We start from the raw sequence: 18,578 nt of genomic DNA, 5'->3' as shown, positions 1-18,578 counted from the left end.
CGACATATTCGATTCAGGGAGACCACATGCGGCGAACGGTCGCGGAGAGCCCGGTGTGGTGGGATGTCGCCACCGATGCCGACTCCTGACAGGCAACGAGGCTCTACCCAGACGAAACTGTAATACAGCGTGACTTAGGGGAAAACGGCTCTGTCGTACCCCTGTTCTAGGGTTGATTCATGCGCGATGGGGGTTGGGCTGGGGTGGATGCGGGGTCGGTGGGATTGCTCACCGATCACGTTGCTGCGTCGGTGAACGCGTTGTTGGGCAACATGGTTCACGCCGCCGCCGGACAGGCCTTCCTGGAGTGGACCCGGTACCGCGACGTCGGCGAGTTGCACCGGCAGTTGGTGGTGCCAGAAGAAGCGTCGGACCGGCGGACGTTCGACGCGACCATGCAGTGCGCGGCGCGGATCGCGGTCACCCATTCGATCTCCCAGGGCGCGGCCGAGCGGATCGTCGACACCGCCGTCGCGTTACGCGACCGGCTCCCGAAGGTGGCCGAATGTCTCCGCGATGGCCGGTTGGCGACGCGGTATGTGCGGGTGATCGTCGAACGCACCGACCTCGTCACCGATCGTGACGCGCAGCAGGTCGTCGACACCGAGATCGCGGCCGCATTGCGGCGACGCGGATCGTGGTCACCGTCGCGGATCCGGGACATGGTCGACCGCAGCGTCTACCGGATCGACCCCGACGCCGTGCGGGCGCGACGTAAGGCTGCGGTCGATGCGCGGGGGTTCTGGACCGAGCGCCTCGCCGACGGCATGGCACGGGTCGAGGCCACCTCCACCGCTGAGAAAGCCATTCAGATATCGCGACGGGTCGATGCCCTGGCTCGCGCGGTGTGTAAGGACGATGGGCGCACTCTCGCCGCCCGGAAGTCCGATGCGCATTTCTGTCTGGTCATGGGTGTGGCGTGGGAATGCCAGTGCGGTGACGATGAGTCGTGCGACGCCCCTGCGGTTTCCGACCCCGAAGCGCCTGCGGCGCGGGAGGTTCCCGGCACCGGCAGCAGCATGACGCTGCACGTTATCTGCGATCTGGAGACCGTCGCCGGGGACGGGGAGACACCGTGTTTCCTCGACGGCTACGGCGTGATCTCCCCGGCCCACTTCGACGACCTCCTCACCGAGCCTGGTGTGACCGTGGCCCCGATCGGGCACCGCGATGATGCACTCGCCCCACACACCCCGGGGAATCCGTATCGGCCGTCGACCGCGTTGGACACCGTGGTGCGGGCCCGGTCGTTGTACTGCGACGTCGCAGGATGCGAAAGACCCGCGTGGGTCTGCGACATCGACCACGTCCGCGAGTACGACCACGACCATCCGACCCACGGTGGGCAGACGTGCCCGGGGAACACCGGATCCAAGTGCCGGTTCCACCACAACCTGAAAACCCACACCGACTTCCTCGACGACCAGACCATGGGCCGCGACGGCCGTATCGAGTCGGTGATCATCACCCCCGAAGGCTTGACGGTGGCCGGGCCCGCATTCGACGGCACCGACCTGTTCCCTGCATTGAAGGACATCCGCTTCACCGCACCACAGAACGCACCACCCGCCCCGGACAACGCCACAGAGCCTGCACCGACCAGACGCCGACCACGCCTGGCAGACAAACACGCCCGACGCCAGACCGAACGGGAACACAACCGCCGCACCCGAGAGGCGGCAGAGCAAGCCGCGCGCGACGCCGAAGACGACGACCCACCACCGTTCTGACGTGCGGCAGGTGGCGCACAACCGTGCGTCTACTCTTCTGCGCATGAGTCTGCGACACGACGTGGCCGGTGACGGCCCCACATTGGTCCTGGTCCACGGCGTGGTCCATCGCAGACAGGCCTGGGATCCGGTGCTGGACCTTCTGACGCCATACCGGCGGGTCGTGACCGTCGACCTGCCCGGTCACGGCGAATCCGACGACGTCGATGTGTTCGGAGCCGAGCGGTTGGCCGCGTTCATCGAAGGACTCTCCGACTTCGTCACCGAGGTCGGCGGACCCGACGAGCCGGTGCACATCGCCGGGAACTCACTCGGCGGCTTCCTCGCCATGGCGTTGGCCGCGCGCGGTGACGTCGCCTCGGCGACCGCGCTGTCGCCGGCCGGGTTCTGGAAAACTCCGGCGGCCCAGGCGCGCGGGCTGGCCAAGTTCCGTGCGTTGCGTGCGGCGGCCGGCGCGATGGGCGACCAGGCGTCGAAGGCGTTCCGCAGCAAATTGGTTCGCTACCCGTCGTTGGCGCCGTTCTTCGCCCACCCCAGCCGCATCTCCTACGAGAACGCAGTGATCGACGTCCAGTCGCTGCTCACCAACACGACGCTCGCCGGCGGTGTCGACGCACCGTTCGAGCTGCCGCCGGTCACCTCACCGCTGGTGCCGGTCACCGTCGCGTGGGGGACGCGCGACCTGATCCTCCCGCATCGCGACCGCCACAACGTGGTCACGTATTTCCCTCACGCGCGCATCATCTCGGTGCCCGGCGTGGGACACGTTCCCATGTCGGACAATCCGGGGTTGATCGCGTCCATCCTGCTCGCCGGAAGCGAACCCGCCGCGAGCCCTCGATAACCGGTCGCGCACCGGTTATCATCGTTCCCAGGCGCTCGCCGAGGCGCCTCCGGGTCCGTGGACAGGGCTGAGCCCACTCGGTAGGCGACACCGGAGTATCGACCACCCACCTCCTTTCGGCCTGTCCCGCGGACCGCAGGCAACGAGAGGAGCCTGCCGTGGCACACCTTCCCGACAACCCCGATCTCGATCAACTGCGCACGCGCGCACGAGAACTGCAACGCGCGGTGCGCCGCGACGACCCGGGGTATCCGCTGACCACCGCGCAGCGCGACCTGGCCCGCGAGTACGGCTTCGCCAGTTGGACGCGCCTCGTACGGCACGTGCAGGCCATCACCGGTCGTCGATGGACTCTCGTCGACCGCACCACAGACTCCGCCGCGGATGTGTTCCTCGACCTCGCGTGTCTCACCTATCAGCGCGACGAGTCGCAGAACGCCGGTCGCGCAGAGTCCCTTCTTGCCGCGCAGCCGAGCCTGAGCCGGGCGAACCCGGCGACCGCGGCCGTCGCCGCCGATGTGGCTGCGCTGCGAGAGATACTGACGGACAACACCTCAGCGGCACGTGAACCGGTGGGCCCGTTCGGTTGGACGCCCCTGATGTACCTCGCCTACGGTCGCCTCGACACCGACGTCGACGACTGCCTCGCGACCGCACAGCTCCTGATCGAGGCCGGAGCGGATGTGAACGACGGGCGATTCTTCGCAGGTCTGGCCACCCCGTTCACGATCCTCACCGGGGTGTGCGGTGGGGGAGAGCGGGACCAACCACCGCACCCACACGTCCTCGACCTCACGCGTCTGCTGCTCGAGGCGGGTGCCGAGGCCAACGACGGCGAGACCGTCTACAACCGCATGTTCGGCACCGACGACAGCGTGTACGCGCTGCTGTTCGAGCACGGTCTCGGGCGTGGCGACGGGGGCCCCTGGCGCGCAGTACTTCCCGACGTGTTGCCCGCACCCCGCGACATCGTCGGCGGGCTGCTCGCGTGGGCGGTGACCCATGATCAACGCGACCGGGTCGACCTGATCGCATCCCACGGCATAGACGTCGGTGCGCCGCTCCCCGACGGCCGACTCCCCATCGACGTGGCGGTCGGCAACGGTCACGCTGCGCTCGCCCACCGCCTCACCGCACTGGGTGCCGCGATGCCGACGCTGTCGCCCGAGGAGTCGTTCGTCGCGGCGGTACTGGCCGGAGATGCCGCCGCGGTCACCGCCACGTCCACCGACGTGGTGTCGGCCGTGCGCGACGCCCGCCCGGCCCTGATGGTGTGGGCCGCCGCCCACGGACGGATTGCCGCCGTGGAATTGCTGAGCGACAACGGGTTCGACATCAACGCGATGGGGCGGTCGGACATCGAGGTCGATCAACCGTGGCAGACCGCACTGCACGCCGCCGTCGAACGCGACGACGCCGCCCTGTGCGTGCGTCTTCTCGAACTCGGTGCCGATCCGGCGATCCGTGACGCCCGCTTCGACTCGACGCCTGCACAGTGGGCTCGCCATCTGGGCCACGACGACCTCACCGAGCTGTTCGAGAGCTGACCCGTCGGTCAGCGGCGGGGCACGAGGCGCAGCTCACCGCCGAGACCGACCAGGGCTTCGCCATCGCGCAGCGCGTGGTGTGCGACGCCGTCGAGAGTGAGACGTCGACTCAGTGCGGTGCAGGCGATGCCGTCGTCGTAGCTCCCACCGATGTGGGGGATCAGCGGGCGGTCGAGTACGCCGAGTCCGGTGGTGATCGGAGAGGCGACCACCGACGGGTCGTCCACCTCGGCGACGGCCGACAGATCGGGCGAGAGGACGGCGGCGCCCGCGCTGTAGCCGGCGTACCCGAGCGAGTCGTCGCCGATACGTCGCGCGATCACGGCGTCGGCGCCGTGTGCGGCCATCGCGTACCGGAGGGCGAACGTGTTCCCGCCGCGCACCCACAGCGCGTCGACGGTGGCCAGTCGCGCGACATCGGCGTGCTCGCGCAGGTCCAGCTCCACCGGCCGCAGACCGAGTCGGGTCATCTCGGCGTGCTCGATCTCCCCGGCGAGCGCGCGATCAGACGGTCGGTCGTCGATGGCGTTGAGCACCACGCCGATCGTCGCGCCGCGTCCCGTCACCGACACCAGCAGGTCGTCGTGTCCATCGACACCGAGGCACGTCAGGAACAGTCGCATGTCGACGAATGTAGCGACCGTCAGCGCAGAGATGCCCGTGTGCGCACTCTGCTCACAGCGGCGAGCACCACCAGGGTCACCGCCAGCAGCGTGGTGGTCAACACGGCCGCAGAGAGGGCCTGCCCGCGATCCGACAGCCCGAAGATGCTGACCGGAAGTGTCTTCCAGGTCGGCGGATAGACCATGATGGTGGCCCCCAACTCACCCATGGACAGCGCGATGGCCAGGCCGGCGGCCGCGCCCAGTGCCGGCAACAGCAGCGGCAACTCGACACCGAACAGCACGCGCGCAGGGCCGGCGCCGAGTGACTCCGCGGCCTGACGCAGTGCGGGGTCGAGACGTTCCGCGGCCGCGGACACCGAACTGAACGCGAACGCCAGCACCAACACCATGTGGGCGACGATGACGATCCACTTCGTCCCCCCGAGCAGCAGCGGCCGCGAGTTGAACGAGATCAACAGTCCCAGACCGATCGCCACCGACGGGACGGCGATCGGGATGTGGAACGCCGCGTCGGTGACGCGGCCCAGCCACGACGGTGCCGACCGCGCGGCCAGTGCGGCCCAGGTCCCGACGATCAACGCCAGTGCACCGGCGATCACCGCGGTCTGCAGGCTCACCGACAGGCTGGCGAGATCGTCACCGGAGAGCGCGTCGCCGAACCGCGCCAGCCCGAGATCGGTGGGTAGCGGACCATTCCACGACCCCGAGAAGGCCGCCAGCACCACGGTGGCGATCGGCGCGACGAAGACGATCGCCACGACGACGCCGAACAGTGCCCATACCGCGGCACGACTACGTCGGGTCCAGAACAGCATCGCCGTCGTCCTTTCGGTGGGGCGCGCCGCGCCGCGAGCTCAGGCGTGAGAACGCCTGCCGGTAGAGCAGATAGAGGCAGATCGACAACGCGATCTGCACGGTGGCGATCACCGCGGCGCCGGGGAGGTCGAACGTGACGATCCCGCGGGTGTAGATGAGGACCGGCAGGGTCGTGACGTCCTTGGCCCCGGTGAACAGGACGATCCCGAACTCGTTGAGCGTGAGGAGCAACACCAGGCCTCCGCCTGCGGTCAGTGCGGGCCAGGCCTCGGGCATCACGACCGTACGCAGCACACGCCAGGGCGATGCGCCGAGACTGGCTGCCACGTCGAGTTGGTCGCGCGGGACCATCGCGAACGCGGCGAGCAGCGGTCGCACGACGAACGGGGTGAAGAAGGTGATCTCGGCAACGATGACACCGAGTTCGGTGGTCAGGAAGTTCACCGGGCGGGAGCCGATGATCTCGAACAGGGCCGCGTTGACGATGCCCGCGCTGCCGTAGAGGAACGTGAAGGCCAGGGTGATGAGGAACGACGGCAACGTCAGCACGGTGTCGATGAGACTCCCCACCACCCGTGAACCGGGGAACGGCACGAAGGCGAGGACCACCGCGATGAAGGTGCCGAGCACGAGACACCCGAGCGTCGCGCAGACCGCGATCCGCGCCGTGGTGAGCAGAGAGTTCCGGAACAGCTCCGACGACAGCACCCCCGACCACGAACTCGCACCGTGTCCCGCGGTGGAGTTGACCAGTACACGGATGAGGGGATACACCGCCACGACGGCGACGATCACCAGCGGACCGATCGTCCACCACGCCGCCGCGCTGCGACCGATCGCCGGGTTGGGTTGCGGTGTCGACTCCTCGACCGGGCGTTCGGCCAGATCGGCTGTCATGGCGCGCCGTTCGTCGACACCAACACCCCGGTGCCAGGCGCGATGGTCACCCACACGGCCGAGTCGATGTCGTGCTCGGTGCGTCCGGGGAGGTCCGCGTCGAGCAGCACGTCCGGGAGGCCGTCGACCGCCAGCGTCACCCGGGTCGTCGACCCCTGCCAGACGGTGGCGGTGACCCGGGCGCGGATCGATCCATGAACCGACGTCGCGCCAACCGTGATCTCATGCGGTCGGATACACACCATCGCCGAGGTGCCCGGCGCCCAGTCCGGTGCACCGACGCGACGCGGTGGTGCGGTCACACTGAGCATGCGATCACCCACCGACACCAGCGCGCTCGTTCCCGAGACCCGGCCCACGGTGCAGGGGACCAGGTTCGCGCCGCCGAGGAAGGCGGCGGTGAACGTCGACGGCGGACGCGCCCAGAGGGCGTCGGCCGTGTCGAGATCGACCAGGTGGGCGTCGCGCATCACCGCGACGCGGTCGGCCAGCGCGAGCGCCTCGCTCTGATCGTGGGTGACGTAGAGCATCGCGGTGTCCGGCAGAGCCGCCCGAAGCTGCTGCAGCTCGGTCAGCATCGACTGTCGCAGAGCGGCATCGAGTGCGGCCAGCGGTTCGTCGAGCAGCAACACACCGGGGCGGATGGCCAGCGCGCGGGCGATCGCCACCCGCTGTTGTTGGCCGCCGGACAGCTCCCGCGGCAACCGATCGGCGTACGCCGACATGCTCACCATCGACAGCGCGTCGGTCACCCGGTCGCCGATCTCCGACCGGGCCACACGGTGGGCGCGGAGCCCGAACGCGACGTTGTCGCGGACACGCAGGTGCGGGAACAGTGCGTAGGACTGGACGACCACACCGATCCCGCGTCGGGCCGGTGGGAGATCGGTGATGTCGCGGTCGCCGAGCCGGACCCGACCCGAGGAGGGGCGCACGAAACCGGCGAGAGCCTTGAGGGCGGTCGACTTGCCCGACCCGCTCGGACCGAGCAGGGCCACCGTCTCACCCGGTGCGACCCGGAGACTGAAGTCCGACAACGCCTCCGAGGCGGATCGACCGCGGCCATAGGTCACGGTGACACGGTCGAAGGTGATCGCCGGCGTCGTCGAGGTGGGAGGTGTCGGCGTCGAGGACACCGAACCGCGCATCCGCCGCGTCACCGACACTCTGGGGTCGGACATCATCAACTCCCCGTTGCCTTCTGGTATGCGGCGATGTTCGCGTCGAGACCGGAGAGCACCGAGTTCCAGTCCGGTCGCCAGACGGTCACCCCGGCGATGGCCCGCGCGGGTGAGTTCGCGGAGGTGTCGGCGGGGACGTCGGAGCGCACCGACACGCCGAGTGCGTCGGGCCCGACGGTCTTCTGGACATCGGCCGACAGCAGGAACTCGAGAAGCTTCTTGGCGTTCTCGGAGTGCGGTGCGCCCGTCGCCACACCGGCGACATACGGCAGTGACACCGTCGTGCGCGTCCCGTTCGCGTCGGATGGGAAGAACACCTCGAAGGCCGATTTGTCGTCGCGGATGGACGTGAGGTTCATCTGCACATCGCCGTTGGCGACCATGATCTCACCGTTGCTCACCTTGGGCTGCAGCTTGCCGGTGGAGCTCGACGGCCCGACGTTGTTGGCCTGCAGGCGTTTCAGGTAGTCCAGACCACCCTGCTGTCCGCGCAGGTGCTGCAGCAACAGCAGGACGGCGGTGCCGTCGCCGGCCTGGCCGGGGGTCGAGTACTGGATCTTGCTCGCGAAGCGCGGATCGAGCAGATCGTCGAAGGTGGTGGGGGCGGGCGTCGCCCGCGGGCTCCGGATGAACGACAGGTAGTTGTCGACGATGGAGACGTACTTGCCGCCCGCGTCCTTGTTGTCGGCAGCGACGGCCGAGGTGTCGACGCCGGAATCGGCGAGCAGGCCTGACTCGTCGGCCTTCTGGATGAACGGGGGCAGGGTCACCACGAGGTCGGCCTGTGGGTTCGAGCGCTCCTTCTGGACGCGGGAGACCACCTCGCCCGAGCCGGCCTCGACGTAGTTCACCGGGATCTTCGTCTGGGCGGTGAATTTCGCGAACTCGGCCTTGTACCAGTCGCCGAGACCGTCGGCGCTGTACACGGTGACGGTGTCCGAGCCCGATGTGGCCGTCCCGGTGCCGCCGCAGGCGGTGGCGGTGACCAGCACCAGGGCGGTGGAGGAGATCGCGACGGCGACGTGTCGGAGACGGTGTCGGCGGGATGGAGTGAACATGGGAGTCCTTTGCGGTGTGGTGTGACGGGTGATCAGGGCAGGACGAGATGGGTGAAGTCGGAGACGGAGTCGACGACGTGGGTCGCGCCGGCGTCGTCGAGTTGCTGTCGGTCGTGGGCGCCGGTGAGCGTTCCGGCGACGATGCGCGCACCGGCCCGGAGGCCGCTGACGATGTCGCTGGCGGTGTCGCCGAGGACGGCGACGGCGCCGACGTCGTCGATCTCGAGATCGAGGACCGCGCGCAGGACGAGGTCGGGATAGGGCCGCCCACGGCCCACCTCCTCGGGTGACAACGTCAGATCGGCGACATCGGCCCACCCGAGCACGTCGAGCAGCCGGTGTTGGGTCGCACGGCTGAAACCGGTTGTGAGAGCCACCTTCACGCCCGCTTCGCGCAGTGTGGCGATGGCCTTCTCGGCCCCCTCGATTGGTCGGATGTCGCCCGTGCCGATCAGGTTGTCGTAGGCCGCCTCGAAGGCGCGATTGCCGAGCTGGGCACGCTCCTCGTCGTCGCCGGTGAGGGCGCGGAAGACGGTGATCTTGGACTGGCCCATGGTGTCGACGACGTACTGCCGCGCGTGGTCGCGCTCAGGGCCGTCCTCGGGGATGCCGATGGCGGTCGCGGCGACGTCGAACGCCGCCAGGACGAGTCCACCGTCTTCGACGGTGGTCCCGGCCATGTCGAGCACGGCGAGTGCGATGGGTGGGGGCGTGGTGGAGGACAAGGGTGTCCCTTTCGTGGTCAGAGGTGACGGATTGTCTAGAGCGCCATGGCGTCGGCGGTGCCCTCGCCGATGACCGGACCGAGCGTCATGCCGCGGCCACCCGGGCCGGTGACGACCCAGATGCCGGGCGACACCTCACGGCGACAGACGATCTCGTCGGGATCGGTGCATTGCGAATAGACGCCGGCCCAGCGCCGGACGATCGGCGGGAGCGCGCGACCGAGCAGTTCCTCGACCACACCCCGGAGGTGGTCGCAGGGCGCCTCGGCGACGTCGAAGTCGAAGGGCTCGTCGTAGTGGTGGGTGTCGCCGATGGTGAGTCCGCCGTGCAGGCGTTGGACGCACAGCAGCTGCATCCGGTGTTCGGCGGCGACCTCGGGCTGCGGCTGGCGTGTGCGCAGGTCGTCGAGGGTGTCGCCGACGAATGCGGGGTAATAGCGGAAGCTGTCGCCGTCGGCGATGGCGGTGGTCAGGGGTTCGTCGAGCGGGGCGGTCTGCATCATCTGCAGTCGCACGCGACGCACTGGCAGGTCGCCCGCCACCTCGCGCACCAACCCGCCGTGCGCTGCGCCGGCGCAGAGCACGACGGCGTCCCCGCGATGGGCCCGGCCGGCGTCGTCACGCACGCTCACCCCGTCCGATGACGACGTCACCTCGCGCGCCTCACACCCCGGATGGAACTCGTAGCGGCCGGTGGCGCTCAGCGCATCTCGGATCGCCGGCAGCGCGACGCGCGATTCGACGGCTCCGTCACGGGTGCAGTGCAACCCGGCGAGGTACTTGCCGCGCAGCGCGGGGTTGACGGCGATCACCTCGTCGGGATCGAGGAGCCGGAACCCGCGGTCGGCGGCGTCGGCCCGGGCGACGACATCCTCGGCGACGGCGACCTCGTCCGCGGTGCGCAGCAGCGTCATCGATCCGGCCGCACGGAAACCCACGCCGGGGACCGACCGGCCGATCTCCTCCCACAGGTCGCGAGATCGGTTGGCGACGGCCAGTTCTCCCGCGGAACGCCCGGACACCCAGACCAGGCCGAAGTTGCGGACGGTCGCACCGCGGGCCTCCGGCTCACGCTCGAGGTGGATCACATGATGGCCGCGTAGCACGGCCGAGCGGGCGTGGGAGGTGCCGAGGATGCCTCCGCCGACGATGACGATTCTCATGGGTGCCAGCCTGCATTATTGGTCTAGACCAATCAATGACCGCGGCGATAACGCTGGGTTAACAATTGGTATAGACCAATACGCTAGGCTCACGGAGTGGACGTGATCGACGAGACGGCGCAGGTACTGGCTTCGCTGCGCGGGGTGTGGGACGAGGTGGAGGTCGATGAACTCGACCACGCGCTCCAGGCGGGACGTCGGGCGGCCGATGACGACGCCGACGACGAGCTCGTCCTCGCGAGCGTGCTGCACGACGTCGGACACAGTCCGCTGGTGCTCACCGATCCCGCGGTGCATCACGAGGACGCGGCGCAGGAATGGCTCACCGCACGGTTCGGCGCTCGTGTCGGCTGGCTCGCCGGGGCGCACGTGGAGGCCAAGCAGTATCTCGCCGCCACCGACGAGGACTATGCGCGCGCGCTGTCGCCGACGTCGGTCCGCTCGTTGGTGTATCAGGGTGGGGCACTCGCGACATCATCTCGCACCGGTCACGTCTGGTGGCCCGACGCGCTCCGGCTGCGTCGCTACGACGACGCCGCCAAAGTGCCCGGTGCACAGGCACTGTCGATCGACGAGGCGTTGGACGTCGCGCGACGGGTGGCCCGGAGATGACCGCCGCGCCCAAGGTCCCCAAGTACTACGCGGTGCGGACCGAGCTGGAGCGGATCGTCGACACCCTCGAGGTGGGCGACGCGGTCCCGGCCGAGCGAGACCTCGCCGAACGGTTCGCGGTGTCGCGCGAGACCGTGCGCCAGGCCTTCCACGAGTTGCTGGTGGAGGGTCGTATCGAGCGGCGGGGTCGAGGAACTGTGGTCGCCGCACCCAAGCTCGTCCAACCGCTGTCGCTGCTGTCCTACACCGAGGGGGCGATCAGCCACGGACGTGTGCCCGGACGTCTGCTGGTGACGTGGGAGGACATCGTCGGCGACGACGAACTCTGCGGCGAACTGCAGATCGCCCGCGGGTCGACGGTGATGCACCTCGAGCGGGTACTGCTCGCCGACGGCGCGAAGCTGGGCCTGGAGAGCACCTTCCTGCCCTGGGATCGGTTCGGATCGTTCACCGACACCTTTGATCCGACGACGTCGCTCTACGCGGCGATCCGCGAGGCGGGGGTGACGTTCGGCAGCGCGAACGAGCGGATCGAGACCGTGCTGGCCTCACCCCGCGAGGCGACCCTGCTCGAGACGACCACCGCGATGCCCATGCTGCTGATGCATCGTCGCAGTCTCGACGTCGACGGACGCCCGATCGAGAAGGTGCGCTCGCTCTACCGGGGAGATCGCGTGGCATTCGAGGCAATCCTGCGCGAGTGACGCGCCGCGGTCGGCGAGGTGTCGGTGTCGCCGGTCACCTCGGGTGGTAGACACGTCGCGACGACATGTCGGGCGAGGGAAGGAGCGAACAGTGAGTGGAGTCGAGGATCGGGTGGTCGTGGTGACCGGCGCCGGAGGTGGGCTGGGGCGTGAGTACGCGACGCTGCTCGCCGCCGAGGGTGCGCTGGTGGTGGTCAACGACCTCGGCGGAGCCCGCGACGGGTCCGGCAGCGGTTCGGCCATGGCCGACACCGTCGTCTCCGAGATCACCGACGCCGGTGGCCGCGCCGTCGCCAACTACGACTCCGTCGCCACCGCCGAGGGCGCGCAGGCGCTTGTGCAGACCGCACTCGACACCTACGGCGCCATCCATGGCGTCGTGAACAACGCGGGCATCCTGCGCGACGGCTCGTTCCACAAGATGAGCGACGAGAACTTCGACGCCGTCATCAAGGTCCACCTCTACGGCGGGTACAACGTGACTCGCGCGGCGTGGCCGCACTTCCGAGAGCAGCGCTTCGGGCGCGTCGTGGTCGCCACCTCGACCAGCGGTCTCTACGGCAACTTCGGGCAGGCCAACTACGGCGCCGCGAAACTCGGACTGGTCGGACTGATCAACACCCTTGCCGTCGAGGGCGCCAAGTACTCGATCACCGCCAACGCGGTTGCGCCGCTTGCTGCCACGCGCATGACCGAGGACATCGCGCCCGCGGAGATGCTCGAGAAGCTCTCCCCGGCTTTCGTCGCACCGGTCGTCGCGCACCTGATGAGCGAGGAGTGCACCGACACCGGGTCGATCTTCGAAGTCGGCGGTGGGCAGGTCGCCCGTGCGCAGATCTTCCACAACGCGGGCGTGCACTTCGACACCCCGCCCTCGGTCGACGACCTGCGAGCGCAGTGGTCCACCGTCACCGACATGTCGGCCGCGACACCGGGATCCAATCCGCTCGGCTGATCGATACGCCGGGTCAGGCGCGCGCGGCCCGCAGCACCACGTCGTTCACGTGATGGGCCCCGCCGCCGACGCCACTGTGTCTACGCGGCCGTAACTCGTTGCGCACCACTGCCCATTCGTCGCCGAGAAGGGCCACGACGTGATCGGTGTGGTAGATGCTGTCGAGATCGGGACCACGCCAACGGGGTTCGTCGTCGGTCGCGTTCGCGGCGTGCTCGGCCTGGTGGCGGTGGATGTCGGTCATGTCGTGTGCGACCCACAGCAGGGTGCCGCCGGGAGCGACGACGTCGAGTAGGGCGCGCATCGGCCCGTCGCCCTCGACCCGCATCATCGGGAAGTACTGCATCGACACCAGATCGAACGGGCCGGACGGCGGACCGTCGACGGCGACGTCGCGCCGCTCCCATGTGATGGAGCCGGCCGCGCCCAGTGCGCGTGCCCGGTCGATGGCGACGCTCGAGATGTCCACCGCCGTGACCTCCCACCCGCGGGCGGCGAGCCAACGCGCGTCGTCGCCCTCACCGCTGCCCAGATCGAGTGCGCGGCCGGGCGCCACGTCGGTCATCTCGTCGACCAGGGCGCCGTTCGGATCGCCGCTCCACACGCGATCGTCCTCGTCGTACCGGGCGTTCCAGAAGTCCTCGTCCATCCCGTCACCCTACTGAGAACGCGACCGCCCGAGGGTCACACCTGTACCTCGAGCCACTTCATGCCCTACCGTCACAGCATGCGAGTGATGCGAAGTCAACGACTGCGACGGTGTGTCGCGACGATTTCTGTGGCGACGGCGATGGTCGCGGCGGCACCCGCGGCGGTGGCGGCCGCCGACACCGGCCCTGACGTGTCGTCGTGGCAGCACGTCAACGGCACCCTCATCAGTTGGTTCGCAGTGAAGGCGTCGGGGCAGGACATGGCCATGGTCAAGGCCACCGAGGGACTGAGCTACGTCAACCCGTACTTCGTCCCCGACTCGATCGGCATGCGGCTGGCCGGCGTCGCCCGCGGGTCGTACCACTACGCCGACCCCGCTCTGCCCGCCGCGCCGCAGGCGGCTCTGTTCGCCACGGTGACCCTCGGCATCAACGGATACGGCGACCTGCCACCCGTGCTCGACCTGGAGAAGACCGGCGGCCTGGGGCCCGGCGCGCTCATCGCATGGACGCAGCAGTACCTCGACACCGTCCGCCTGCTGACGGGCCGGATGCCGATCATCTACACCTATCCGAACTTCTGGCGCACCGCGATGGCCGACACGAACGCCTTCCGCGGCTACCCGCTGTGGATCGCCGACTACAACGGCCGCTCGGCGCCCGGGCCGCTGCCCGGGGGCTGGACCCGGTGGGCGTTCTGGCAGTACACGAGCAGTGCGTCGGTCCCCGGGATCCCGGGACGCACCGACATGAACCGGTACAGCGGTTCGCAGGGCCCGCTGCGCGCCTACGCGAACAGCTGATCACCGGTCGCCCTGCGGTCGCGGCGGTAGGTTTGCCCCATGCGAGTGTTCACATCAGCAGACGACATCCTCGGTGCGGCAGGGGAGACCCTGGGCACCACCGACTGGTTGACGATCACCCAGGAACGGGTGAACCAGTTCGCCGAGGCGACCGGCGACCACCAGTGGATCCATGTCGACGTCGAGCGCGCGAAGGCGGAGAGCCCGTTCGGTGGGCCGATCGCCCACGGCTACCTCACGCTGTCGCTGGTGCCGATGCTGGCGTGGCAGCTCTACAGCATCGAGAATGCGAAGCTGGGTATCAACTACGGCTCGAACAAGGTGCGCTTCCCGGCTCCGGTGCCGGTCGGCTCCGAGGTCTCCCTGACCGCGGTGCTGACCTCGGCGCAGGCCACGAAGGACGGGATGGTCGAGATGGTGGTCACGCAGACGCTGACCGTACGCGACGCCCCGAAGCCGTCGTTGGTGGCCGAGACCATCACCCGCGTCGCCTTCTGACCGTCTCGCGCCCTGCGGCGCGGCCCCCGATCAGATGGAGGCGGTCGCGAGCGCCCAGATGACCGCCGGTGCATCCGCCTGCAATTCGCAGGGGGTGCCCTTCGCGGCGCTCTGCAGTGCGAGACCGTCGGCGTAGACCATCACGTGCGCGATGCGCGCGTCGGTCTCGGCGTCGGGCAGACCGGCTGCGGCGAACGCGCGGACCAGCAGACGCCGGTAGGCGGCCATGCAGCGGTCCGAGATCGCGGCGACGGTCGGGTTGCGCGCCGACTCGGTGTACATCTCGAGTTGCGCCAGCATCCGGTTCGGCTCGCAGTACGAGGCGCTGAAATCGGCGAACACCGCGGCCATCAGTTCGCGCGGCGTCATGGTGTCGAGCTCGGGCCGGGCCAGCGCGGTGTCGCACTGCTCGACGACCGAGTCGGCGAAGCGCGACAGGGCCGCGATGAGCAGGGCGTCGCGGTCGGCGAAGTGATACGTGGTCGACCCCAGCGACAGGCCCGCCGCCGCCGCGACCTCGCGCAGCGTGATCGCGTGGAGACCCCGCTCGCCGATCAACCGCAACGTGGCTTCGAGCAATACATCGCGGCCGGTACCCCGCGCGACCGTGGAACGGCCTGTGTTCATCTGTCGATCCCTCACCCTCACGCAATCCGATGTGGACTGCGGTCCACGTTGACAATATCTAAGGAATCAATATCGATCCACAGTGTGCGCCGGGAACTGCTCACTTGCACACATTCTGCCCCACACACGCAGGAACCCGGCTCCGCGCGCGAAGCCGGGTTCCCGTGTCGCCCGTTCGGGCGTCGGTTCCTCGGATCAGAGGTTGCTGCCGCAGACCGGCCACGCGCCCGGTCCCTGCGAGGCGAGGACGTTCTCCGCGACGCGGATCTGCTCCTCGCGGCTGGCGGCCGCCGGGCTGCCGCTGCCACCGTTGGCCTCCCAGGTGCTCTGGGTGAACTGCAGGCCCCCGGAGTAGCCGTTACCGGTGTTGATCGCCCAGTTGCCGCCGCTCTCGCAGGCGGCGACCGCGTCCCATTTGTGCCCGCCCTCGGCGGACGCGGTGCCGGCCATCAGGCCGAACGATGCAGCGGCCAGGACGCCGGTGACTCCTGCACGCAGGGTCAGGGTGCGGATGGTCGTGCTCATGGTTTCTCCTCAACGCGCCGCGGTCGAGATGTCGGTGTGCGCGGCGCTGGGTGTTCTCTCCCGCCCGTGGACTCGCTCGGGCGGTCGTCGAGATCGACTGCAGGTCTGCTCGGCAGGCCGTCATCGCAGGGCGACGAGAGCACTCGATCTCGAACCGGAGGCGACGCTACAAACCGACACGGCGTGCGGTCACATCGAGAAGCCTGGTGGTGGGGGTCCGCGAGACGGGGCTCGCGACGCCGTCGGGCCGTCGTCGGAGCAGGTCATCTCGGCGTGTCGGAAAGGGGGTGGACGGGTGCCCAGCCGGGTGTTCTCGTGACGAGGAACACCGTGTTCATGTGAACGGGGACACGTCCCGACCGAGGGTCTGGAACGGCGTCGGCGACGGTCGCGAGCCTGTCGATCCGAGGCTCAGCGCGTGCGACGGAGCCCGTCGATGACCACGCGGACGAGCGGGCGACTGTCGGCGATGTCGCCGTTGACGTGACAGGTCATCGACAGTCCGCCGATGAGCCGGAAGACCTGATCGGCGGTCACGTCGTCACGGAACAGACCCTGCTCCTGTCCCGCGACCAGGATCGTCTCGATCATGGCGCGGGAGTCGACGAACACCGGGGCGTCGGCACCGAGCTCGGCGAGGATCACCTCTTTCATCCCGCGCTTGGACGCCGCCGTGCGGAGGTACTCGTCGAAGACGGCGACCAGCGCGTCGTCGGGAGCCATGGTCTCCCCGAACTGCTTGCCGTTGGCGACGATCTCCTCGGACTGACTGCGGTAGACGGCCTCGATCAGCGACTGGCGACTGGGGAAGTTGCGGTACAGGGTGCCGATCCCGACACCGGCGTCGGCGGCCACGCGCTCGAGCGGTGTGTCGACACCACCCTCGGCGAACAGTGCACGTGCCGCGGCGACCAGCTTGTCGCGATTGCGGACGGCGTCGGCGCGGGGGGCGCGGGAGACGGCCGGGGTCGCCTTCGTCACTCCGACCTCCTTGTCGATGCGGGCAGCATGAGGTGTTGCAAAACGGAGGGAGCCTCCGTATCGTATCCGGAGGAAGCTTCCGTTTCGCGCTCGAGTGTACTCCGACCCTCTAGGGAGACCACACATGTCCATTCCCTCTGTTCGCCGTTCCCCGGCCCCATCGGGCCGGATGCCCGGCGCACTGTCCCGCCACCTCGGCACGCTGGTGCTCATCAGCGTGCTGGGGTGCCAGCTGATGGTGGTCGTCGATGCGACCATCGTCAACGTCGCACTCCCCGACATTCAACGCGCACTGGGCTTCTCGTCGACATCGCTGTCGTGGGTGCTCAACGCGTACACCCTGACCTTCGGTGGGCTCCTGCTGTTGGGGGCCCGCATGGGCGACATCCTCGGACGCCGCCGCACCTTCCTCGGCGGGCTCGCGCTGTTCGTCGTCGCCTCGATGGCCGGCGGGTTCGCCGTCGACGGTGTCGCGCTCCTGGTGGCCCGGGCGGCGCAGGGCGTGGGCGCCGCGGTCGCCGCGCCTGCGGCCCTCGCGCTGCTCATGACGCGGTTCCCCGAAGGGCGGGAACGCAATCGGGCCCTGGGGCTGTTCACCGCCGTCTCCATCGGCGGCTTCTCGATCGGCCTCGTGCTCGGTGGTGCGCTCACCCAGTGGTTGAACTGGCGCTGGGTGCTGTTCGTCAACGTGCCGATCGGCATCGTCGTGCTCATCGCCGGCGCGCTGTCCCTGCCCGCCACCGAGCGTTCGCGCAAGCCGTTCGACCTGCAGGGTGCGCTCTACTCGACGGTCGGGATCGGCATGGTCGTCTACGGCCTGGTCAACGCCGCGGAGAAGGGGTGGTCGGACGCGGTCACCCTCGTCTCCCTGATCGTGGGCGTCGCCCTGCTGGGCGCCTTCGTCGTCGCCGAACGTCGGGCCGCCCAACCGATCACACCTCTGCGTCTGTTCGCCAGCGTGCCGCGCTCGGCGTCGTACGCCGGACGTCTGGTCATGGTCGCGGGCTTCATGGGGATGATGTTCTTCCTCACGCAGTTCCTGCAGGACGTGCTGCACTACGGCCCGCTGCAGACCGGTCTGGCGTATCTGCCGATGACCGCGTCGACCTTCGCCGCGACCCAGTTCTCGGCGCGGTACGCATCGGTGCGGTTCTCGGGGCGGGCACTGCTGATGGTGGGCTTCGGTCTGGCGATCGCCGGGATGCTGTGGCTGACCCAGATCCACCAGGGGTCGAGCTACCTCGAGCTGATCGGCCCGATGATCCTCATCGGCCTCGGCGGCGGGACGTCGTTCCTGTCGCTGACCACCGCGGCGCTGCGCGGGGTGGCCCCGGCCGATGCCGGCGCGGCCTCGGGCATGGTCAACGCGATGCAGCAACTCGGCGGCACGCTGGGCCTCGCGGTCCTGGTGACGGTGTTCGGGTCGGCGAGTGCGGCGGCCGGAGGCACACCGTTGCACGCCTTCACCGCCGGTGTGCAGCAGACGTTCTGGGCCTCGGCGATCCTGCTGGGCGCCGGGATGGTGCTGATGGCCCTCACGCAGGGGGAGCGGCGTCAGCGCTCCGCCGACAACGCGCCCGAACCGATCGCGACGCCGGTCGAGGTCGGCTGACCCGACGCGTGGGCGTGTGATCGC

General features: G+C 69.1%; 20 protein-coding genes. 9 read left to right on the top strand and 11 right to left on the bottom strand.

Going from position 1 to position 18,578, the window contains the following annotated elements:
- The first annotated feature begins 179 nt into the window (after positions 1 to 179).
- The 3 genes from TU34_RS14220 to TU34_RS14210 all read left to right on the top strand — a co-directional run bounded on the left by TU34_RS14220 (position 180) and on the right by TU34_RS14210 (position 4,121).
- Complete coding sequence (locus TU34_RS14220) at positions 180 to 1,730, top strand: DUF222 domain-containing protein (protein ID WP_082080291.1); 1,551 nt, start codon at positions 180 to 182, stop codon at positions 1,728 to 1,730.
- A gap of 43 nt (positions 1,731 to 1,773) precedes the next feature.
- The gene (locus tag TU34_RS14215; protein WP_045823548.1) at positions 1,774 to 2,574 is read left to right on the top strand and encodes an alpha/beta fold hydrolase; all 801 of its coding nucleotides are present in this window, start codon (positions 1,774 to 1,776) and stop codon (positions 2,572 to 2,574) included.
- Positions 2,575 to 2,732: 158 nt separating this feature from the next.
- A complete protein-coding gene (locus TU34_RS14210) occupies positions 2,733 to 4,121 on the top strand; it encodes an ankyrin repeat domain-containing protein (protein ID WP_045823547.1) in 1,389 nt (462 codons plus the stop codon).
- Positions 4,122 to 4,129: 8 nt separating this feature from the next.
- Here the strand turns inward: TU34_RS14210 and TU34_RS14205 are convergent, their stop codons facing one another.
- Genes TU34_RS14205 through TU34_RS14175 form a run of 7 tightly spaced genes read right to left on the bottom strand, consistent with a single transcriptional unit; the run spans position 4,130 to position 10,587 of the window.
- Positions 4,130 to 4,744, bottom strand: a complete 615-nt coding sequence (locus TU34_RS14205; protein WP_052688939.1) for a Type 1 glutamine amidotransferase-like domain-containing protein — start codon at positions 4,742 to 4,744, stop codon at positions 4,130 to 4,132.
- Positions 4,745 to 4,764: 20 nt separating this feature from the next.
- Positions 4,765 to 5,562: an ABC transporter permease gene (locus tag TU34_RS14200; RefSeq protein ID WP_045823546.1), complete on the bottom strand. Its 798-nt coding sequence runs from the start codon at positions 5,560 to 5,562 to the stop codon at positions 4,765 to 4,767.
- On the bottom strand, positions 5,540 to 6,460 hold the full coding sequence (locus tag TU34_RS14195) for a 2-aminoethylphosphonate ABC transporter permease subunit (RefSeq protein ID WP_045823594.1): 921 nt from the start codon (positions 6,458 to 6,460) through the stop codon (positions 5,540 to 5,542). The genes TU34_RS14200 and TU34_RS14195 overlap by 23 nt, the downstream gene beginning before the upstream one ends.
- A complete protein-coding gene (locus tag TU34_RS14190) occupies positions 6,457 to 7,608 on the bottom strand; it encodes an ABC transporter ATP-binding protein (protein WP_045823545.1) in 1,152 nt (383 codons plus the stop codon). The genes TU34_RS14195 and TU34_RS14190 overlap by 4 nt, the downstream gene beginning before the upstream one ends.
- A gap of 35 nt (positions 7,609 to 7,643) precedes the next feature.
- Positions 7,644 to 8,699 (bottom strand): 2-aminoethylphosphonate ABC transporter substrate-binding protein, encoded by a 1,056-nt coding sequence (locus tag TU34_RS14185; RefSeq protein ID WP_045823544.1) that lies wholly within the window; start codon positions 8,697 to 8,699, stop codon positions 7,644 to 7,646.
- Positions 8,700 to 8,731: 32 nt separating this feature from the next.
- Positions 8,732 to 9,424, bottom strand: coding sequence for a phosphonatase-like hydrolase (locus TU34_RS14180; RefSeq protein ID WP_275041754.1), 693 nt, complete (start codon positions 9,422 to 9,424; stop codon positions 8,732 to 8,734).
- A 35-nt stretch (positions 9,425 to 9,459) separates the two neighbouring features.
- Positions 9,460 to 10,587 carry a TIGR03364 family FAD-dependent oxidoreductase gene (locus tag TU34_RS14175; protein WP_045823542.1) on the bottom strand — a complete coding sequence of 376 codons (1,128 nt, stop codon included), beginning with the start codon at positions 10,585 to 10,587 and terminating at the stop codon, positions 9,460 to 9,462.
- Between the two features lie 96 nt (positions 10,588 to 10,683).
- Here TU34_RS14175 and TU34_RS14170 point away from each other — a divergent pair, with 96 nt between their 5' ends.
- The 3 genes from TU34_RS14170 to TU34_RS14160 all read left to right on the top strand — a co-directional run bounded on the left by TU34_RS14170 (position 10,684) and on the right by TU34_RS14160 (position 12,858).
- The gene (locus TU34_RS14170) at positions 10,684 to 11,199 is read left to right on the top strand and encodes an HD family phosphohydrolase (protein WP_045823541.1); all 516 of its coding nucleotides are present in this window, start codon (positions 10,684 to 10,686) and stop codon (positions 11,197 to 11,199) included.
- Entirely contained in the window at positions 11,196 to 11,903 is a 708-nt protein-coding gene (locus TU34_RS14165; RefSeq protein WP_045823540.1) for a GntR family transcriptional regulator, read from the top strand. The genes TU34_RS14170 and TU34_RS14165 overlap by 4 nt, the downstream gene beginning before the upstream one ends.
- 91 nt (positions 11,904 to 11,994) lie before the next feature.
- Positions 11,995 to 12,858: an SDR family NAD(P)-dependent oxidoreductase gene (locus TU34_RS14160; RefSeq protein ID WP_045823539.1), complete on the top strand. Its 864-nt coding sequence runs from the start codon at positions 11,995 to 11,997 to the stop codon at positions 12,856 to 12,858.
- A gap of 13 nt (positions 12,859 to 12,871) precedes the next feature.
- On the opposite strand, the gene TU34_RS14155 is transcribed toward TU34_RS14160, so the two are convergent.
- Positions 12,872 to 13,507, bottom strand: coding sequence for a class I SAM-dependent methyltransferase (locus TU34_RS14155; protein ID WP_045823538.1), 636 nt, complete (start codon positions 13,505 to 13,507; stop codon positions 12,872 to 12,874).
- Between the two features lie 78 nt (positions 13,508 to 13,585).
- Between TU34_RS14155 and TU34_RS14150 the strand changes: the two genes are divergently transcribed.
- Both TU34_RS14150 and TU34_RS14145 read left to right on the top strand, forming a co-directional pair.
- Complete coding sequence (locus TU34_RS14150) at positions 13,586 to 14,311, top strand: glycoside hydrolase family 25 protein (RefSeq protein WP_420835187.1); 726 nt, start codon at positions 13,586 to 13,588, stop codon at positions 14,309 to 14,311.
- Positions 14,312 to 14,350: 39 nt separating this feature from the next.
- Entirely contained in the window at positions 14,351 to 14,809 is a 459-nt protein-coding gene (locus TU34_RS14145) for a MaoC family dehydratase (protein ID WP_045823537.1), read from the top strand.
- Between the two features lie 30 nt (positions 14,810 to 14,839).
- Here the strand turns inward: TU34_RS14145 and TU34_RS14140 are convergent, their stop codons facing one another.
- The 3 genes from TU34_RS14140 to TU34_RS14130 form a co-directional block, all read right to left on the bottom strand.
- Positions 14,840 to 15,436: a TetR/AcrR family transcriptional regulator gene (locus TU34_RS14140; protein ID WP_045823536.1), complete on the bottom strand. Its 597-nt coding sequence runs from the start codon at positions 15,434 to 15,436 to the stop codon at positions 14,840 to 14,842.
- A 195-nt stretch (positions 15,437 to 15,631) separates the two neighbouring features.
- Positions 15,632 to 15,961, bottom strand: a complete 330-nt coding sequence (locus TU34_RS14135; protein WP_045823535.1) for a transglycosylase family protein — start codon at positions 15,959 to 15,961, stop codon at positions 15,632 to 15,634.
- A gap of 411 nt (positions 15,962 to 16,372) precedes the next feature.
- A complete protein-coding gene (locus TU34_RS14130; RefSeq protein WP_065973605.1) occupies positions 16,373 to 16,942 on the bottom strand; it encodes a TetR/AcrR family transcriptional regulator in 570 nt (189 codons plus the stop codon).
- A gap of 124 nt (positions 16,943 to 17,066) precedes the next feature.
- On the opposite strand from TU34_RS14130, the gene TU34_RS14125 reads away from it, so the two are divergent.
- Positions 17,067 to 18,554 carry an MFS transporter gene (locus TU34_RS14125; RefSeq protein WP_065973601.1) on the top strand — a complete coding sequence of 496 codons (1,488 nt, stop codon included), beginning with the start codon at positions 17,067 to 17,069 and terminating at the stop codon, positions 18,552 to 18,554.
- Positions 18,555 to 18,578: the final 24 nt, after the last annotated feature.

It is taken from the genome of Williamsia herbipolensis (assembly GCF_000964005.1).
GTDB classification, from domain to species: domain Bacteria; phylum Actinomycetota; class Actinomycetes; order Mycobacteriales; family Mycobacteriaceae; genus Williamsia_A; species Williamsia_A herbipolensis.
This window is presented reverse-complemented; position numbering and strand designations above follow the sequence as displayed.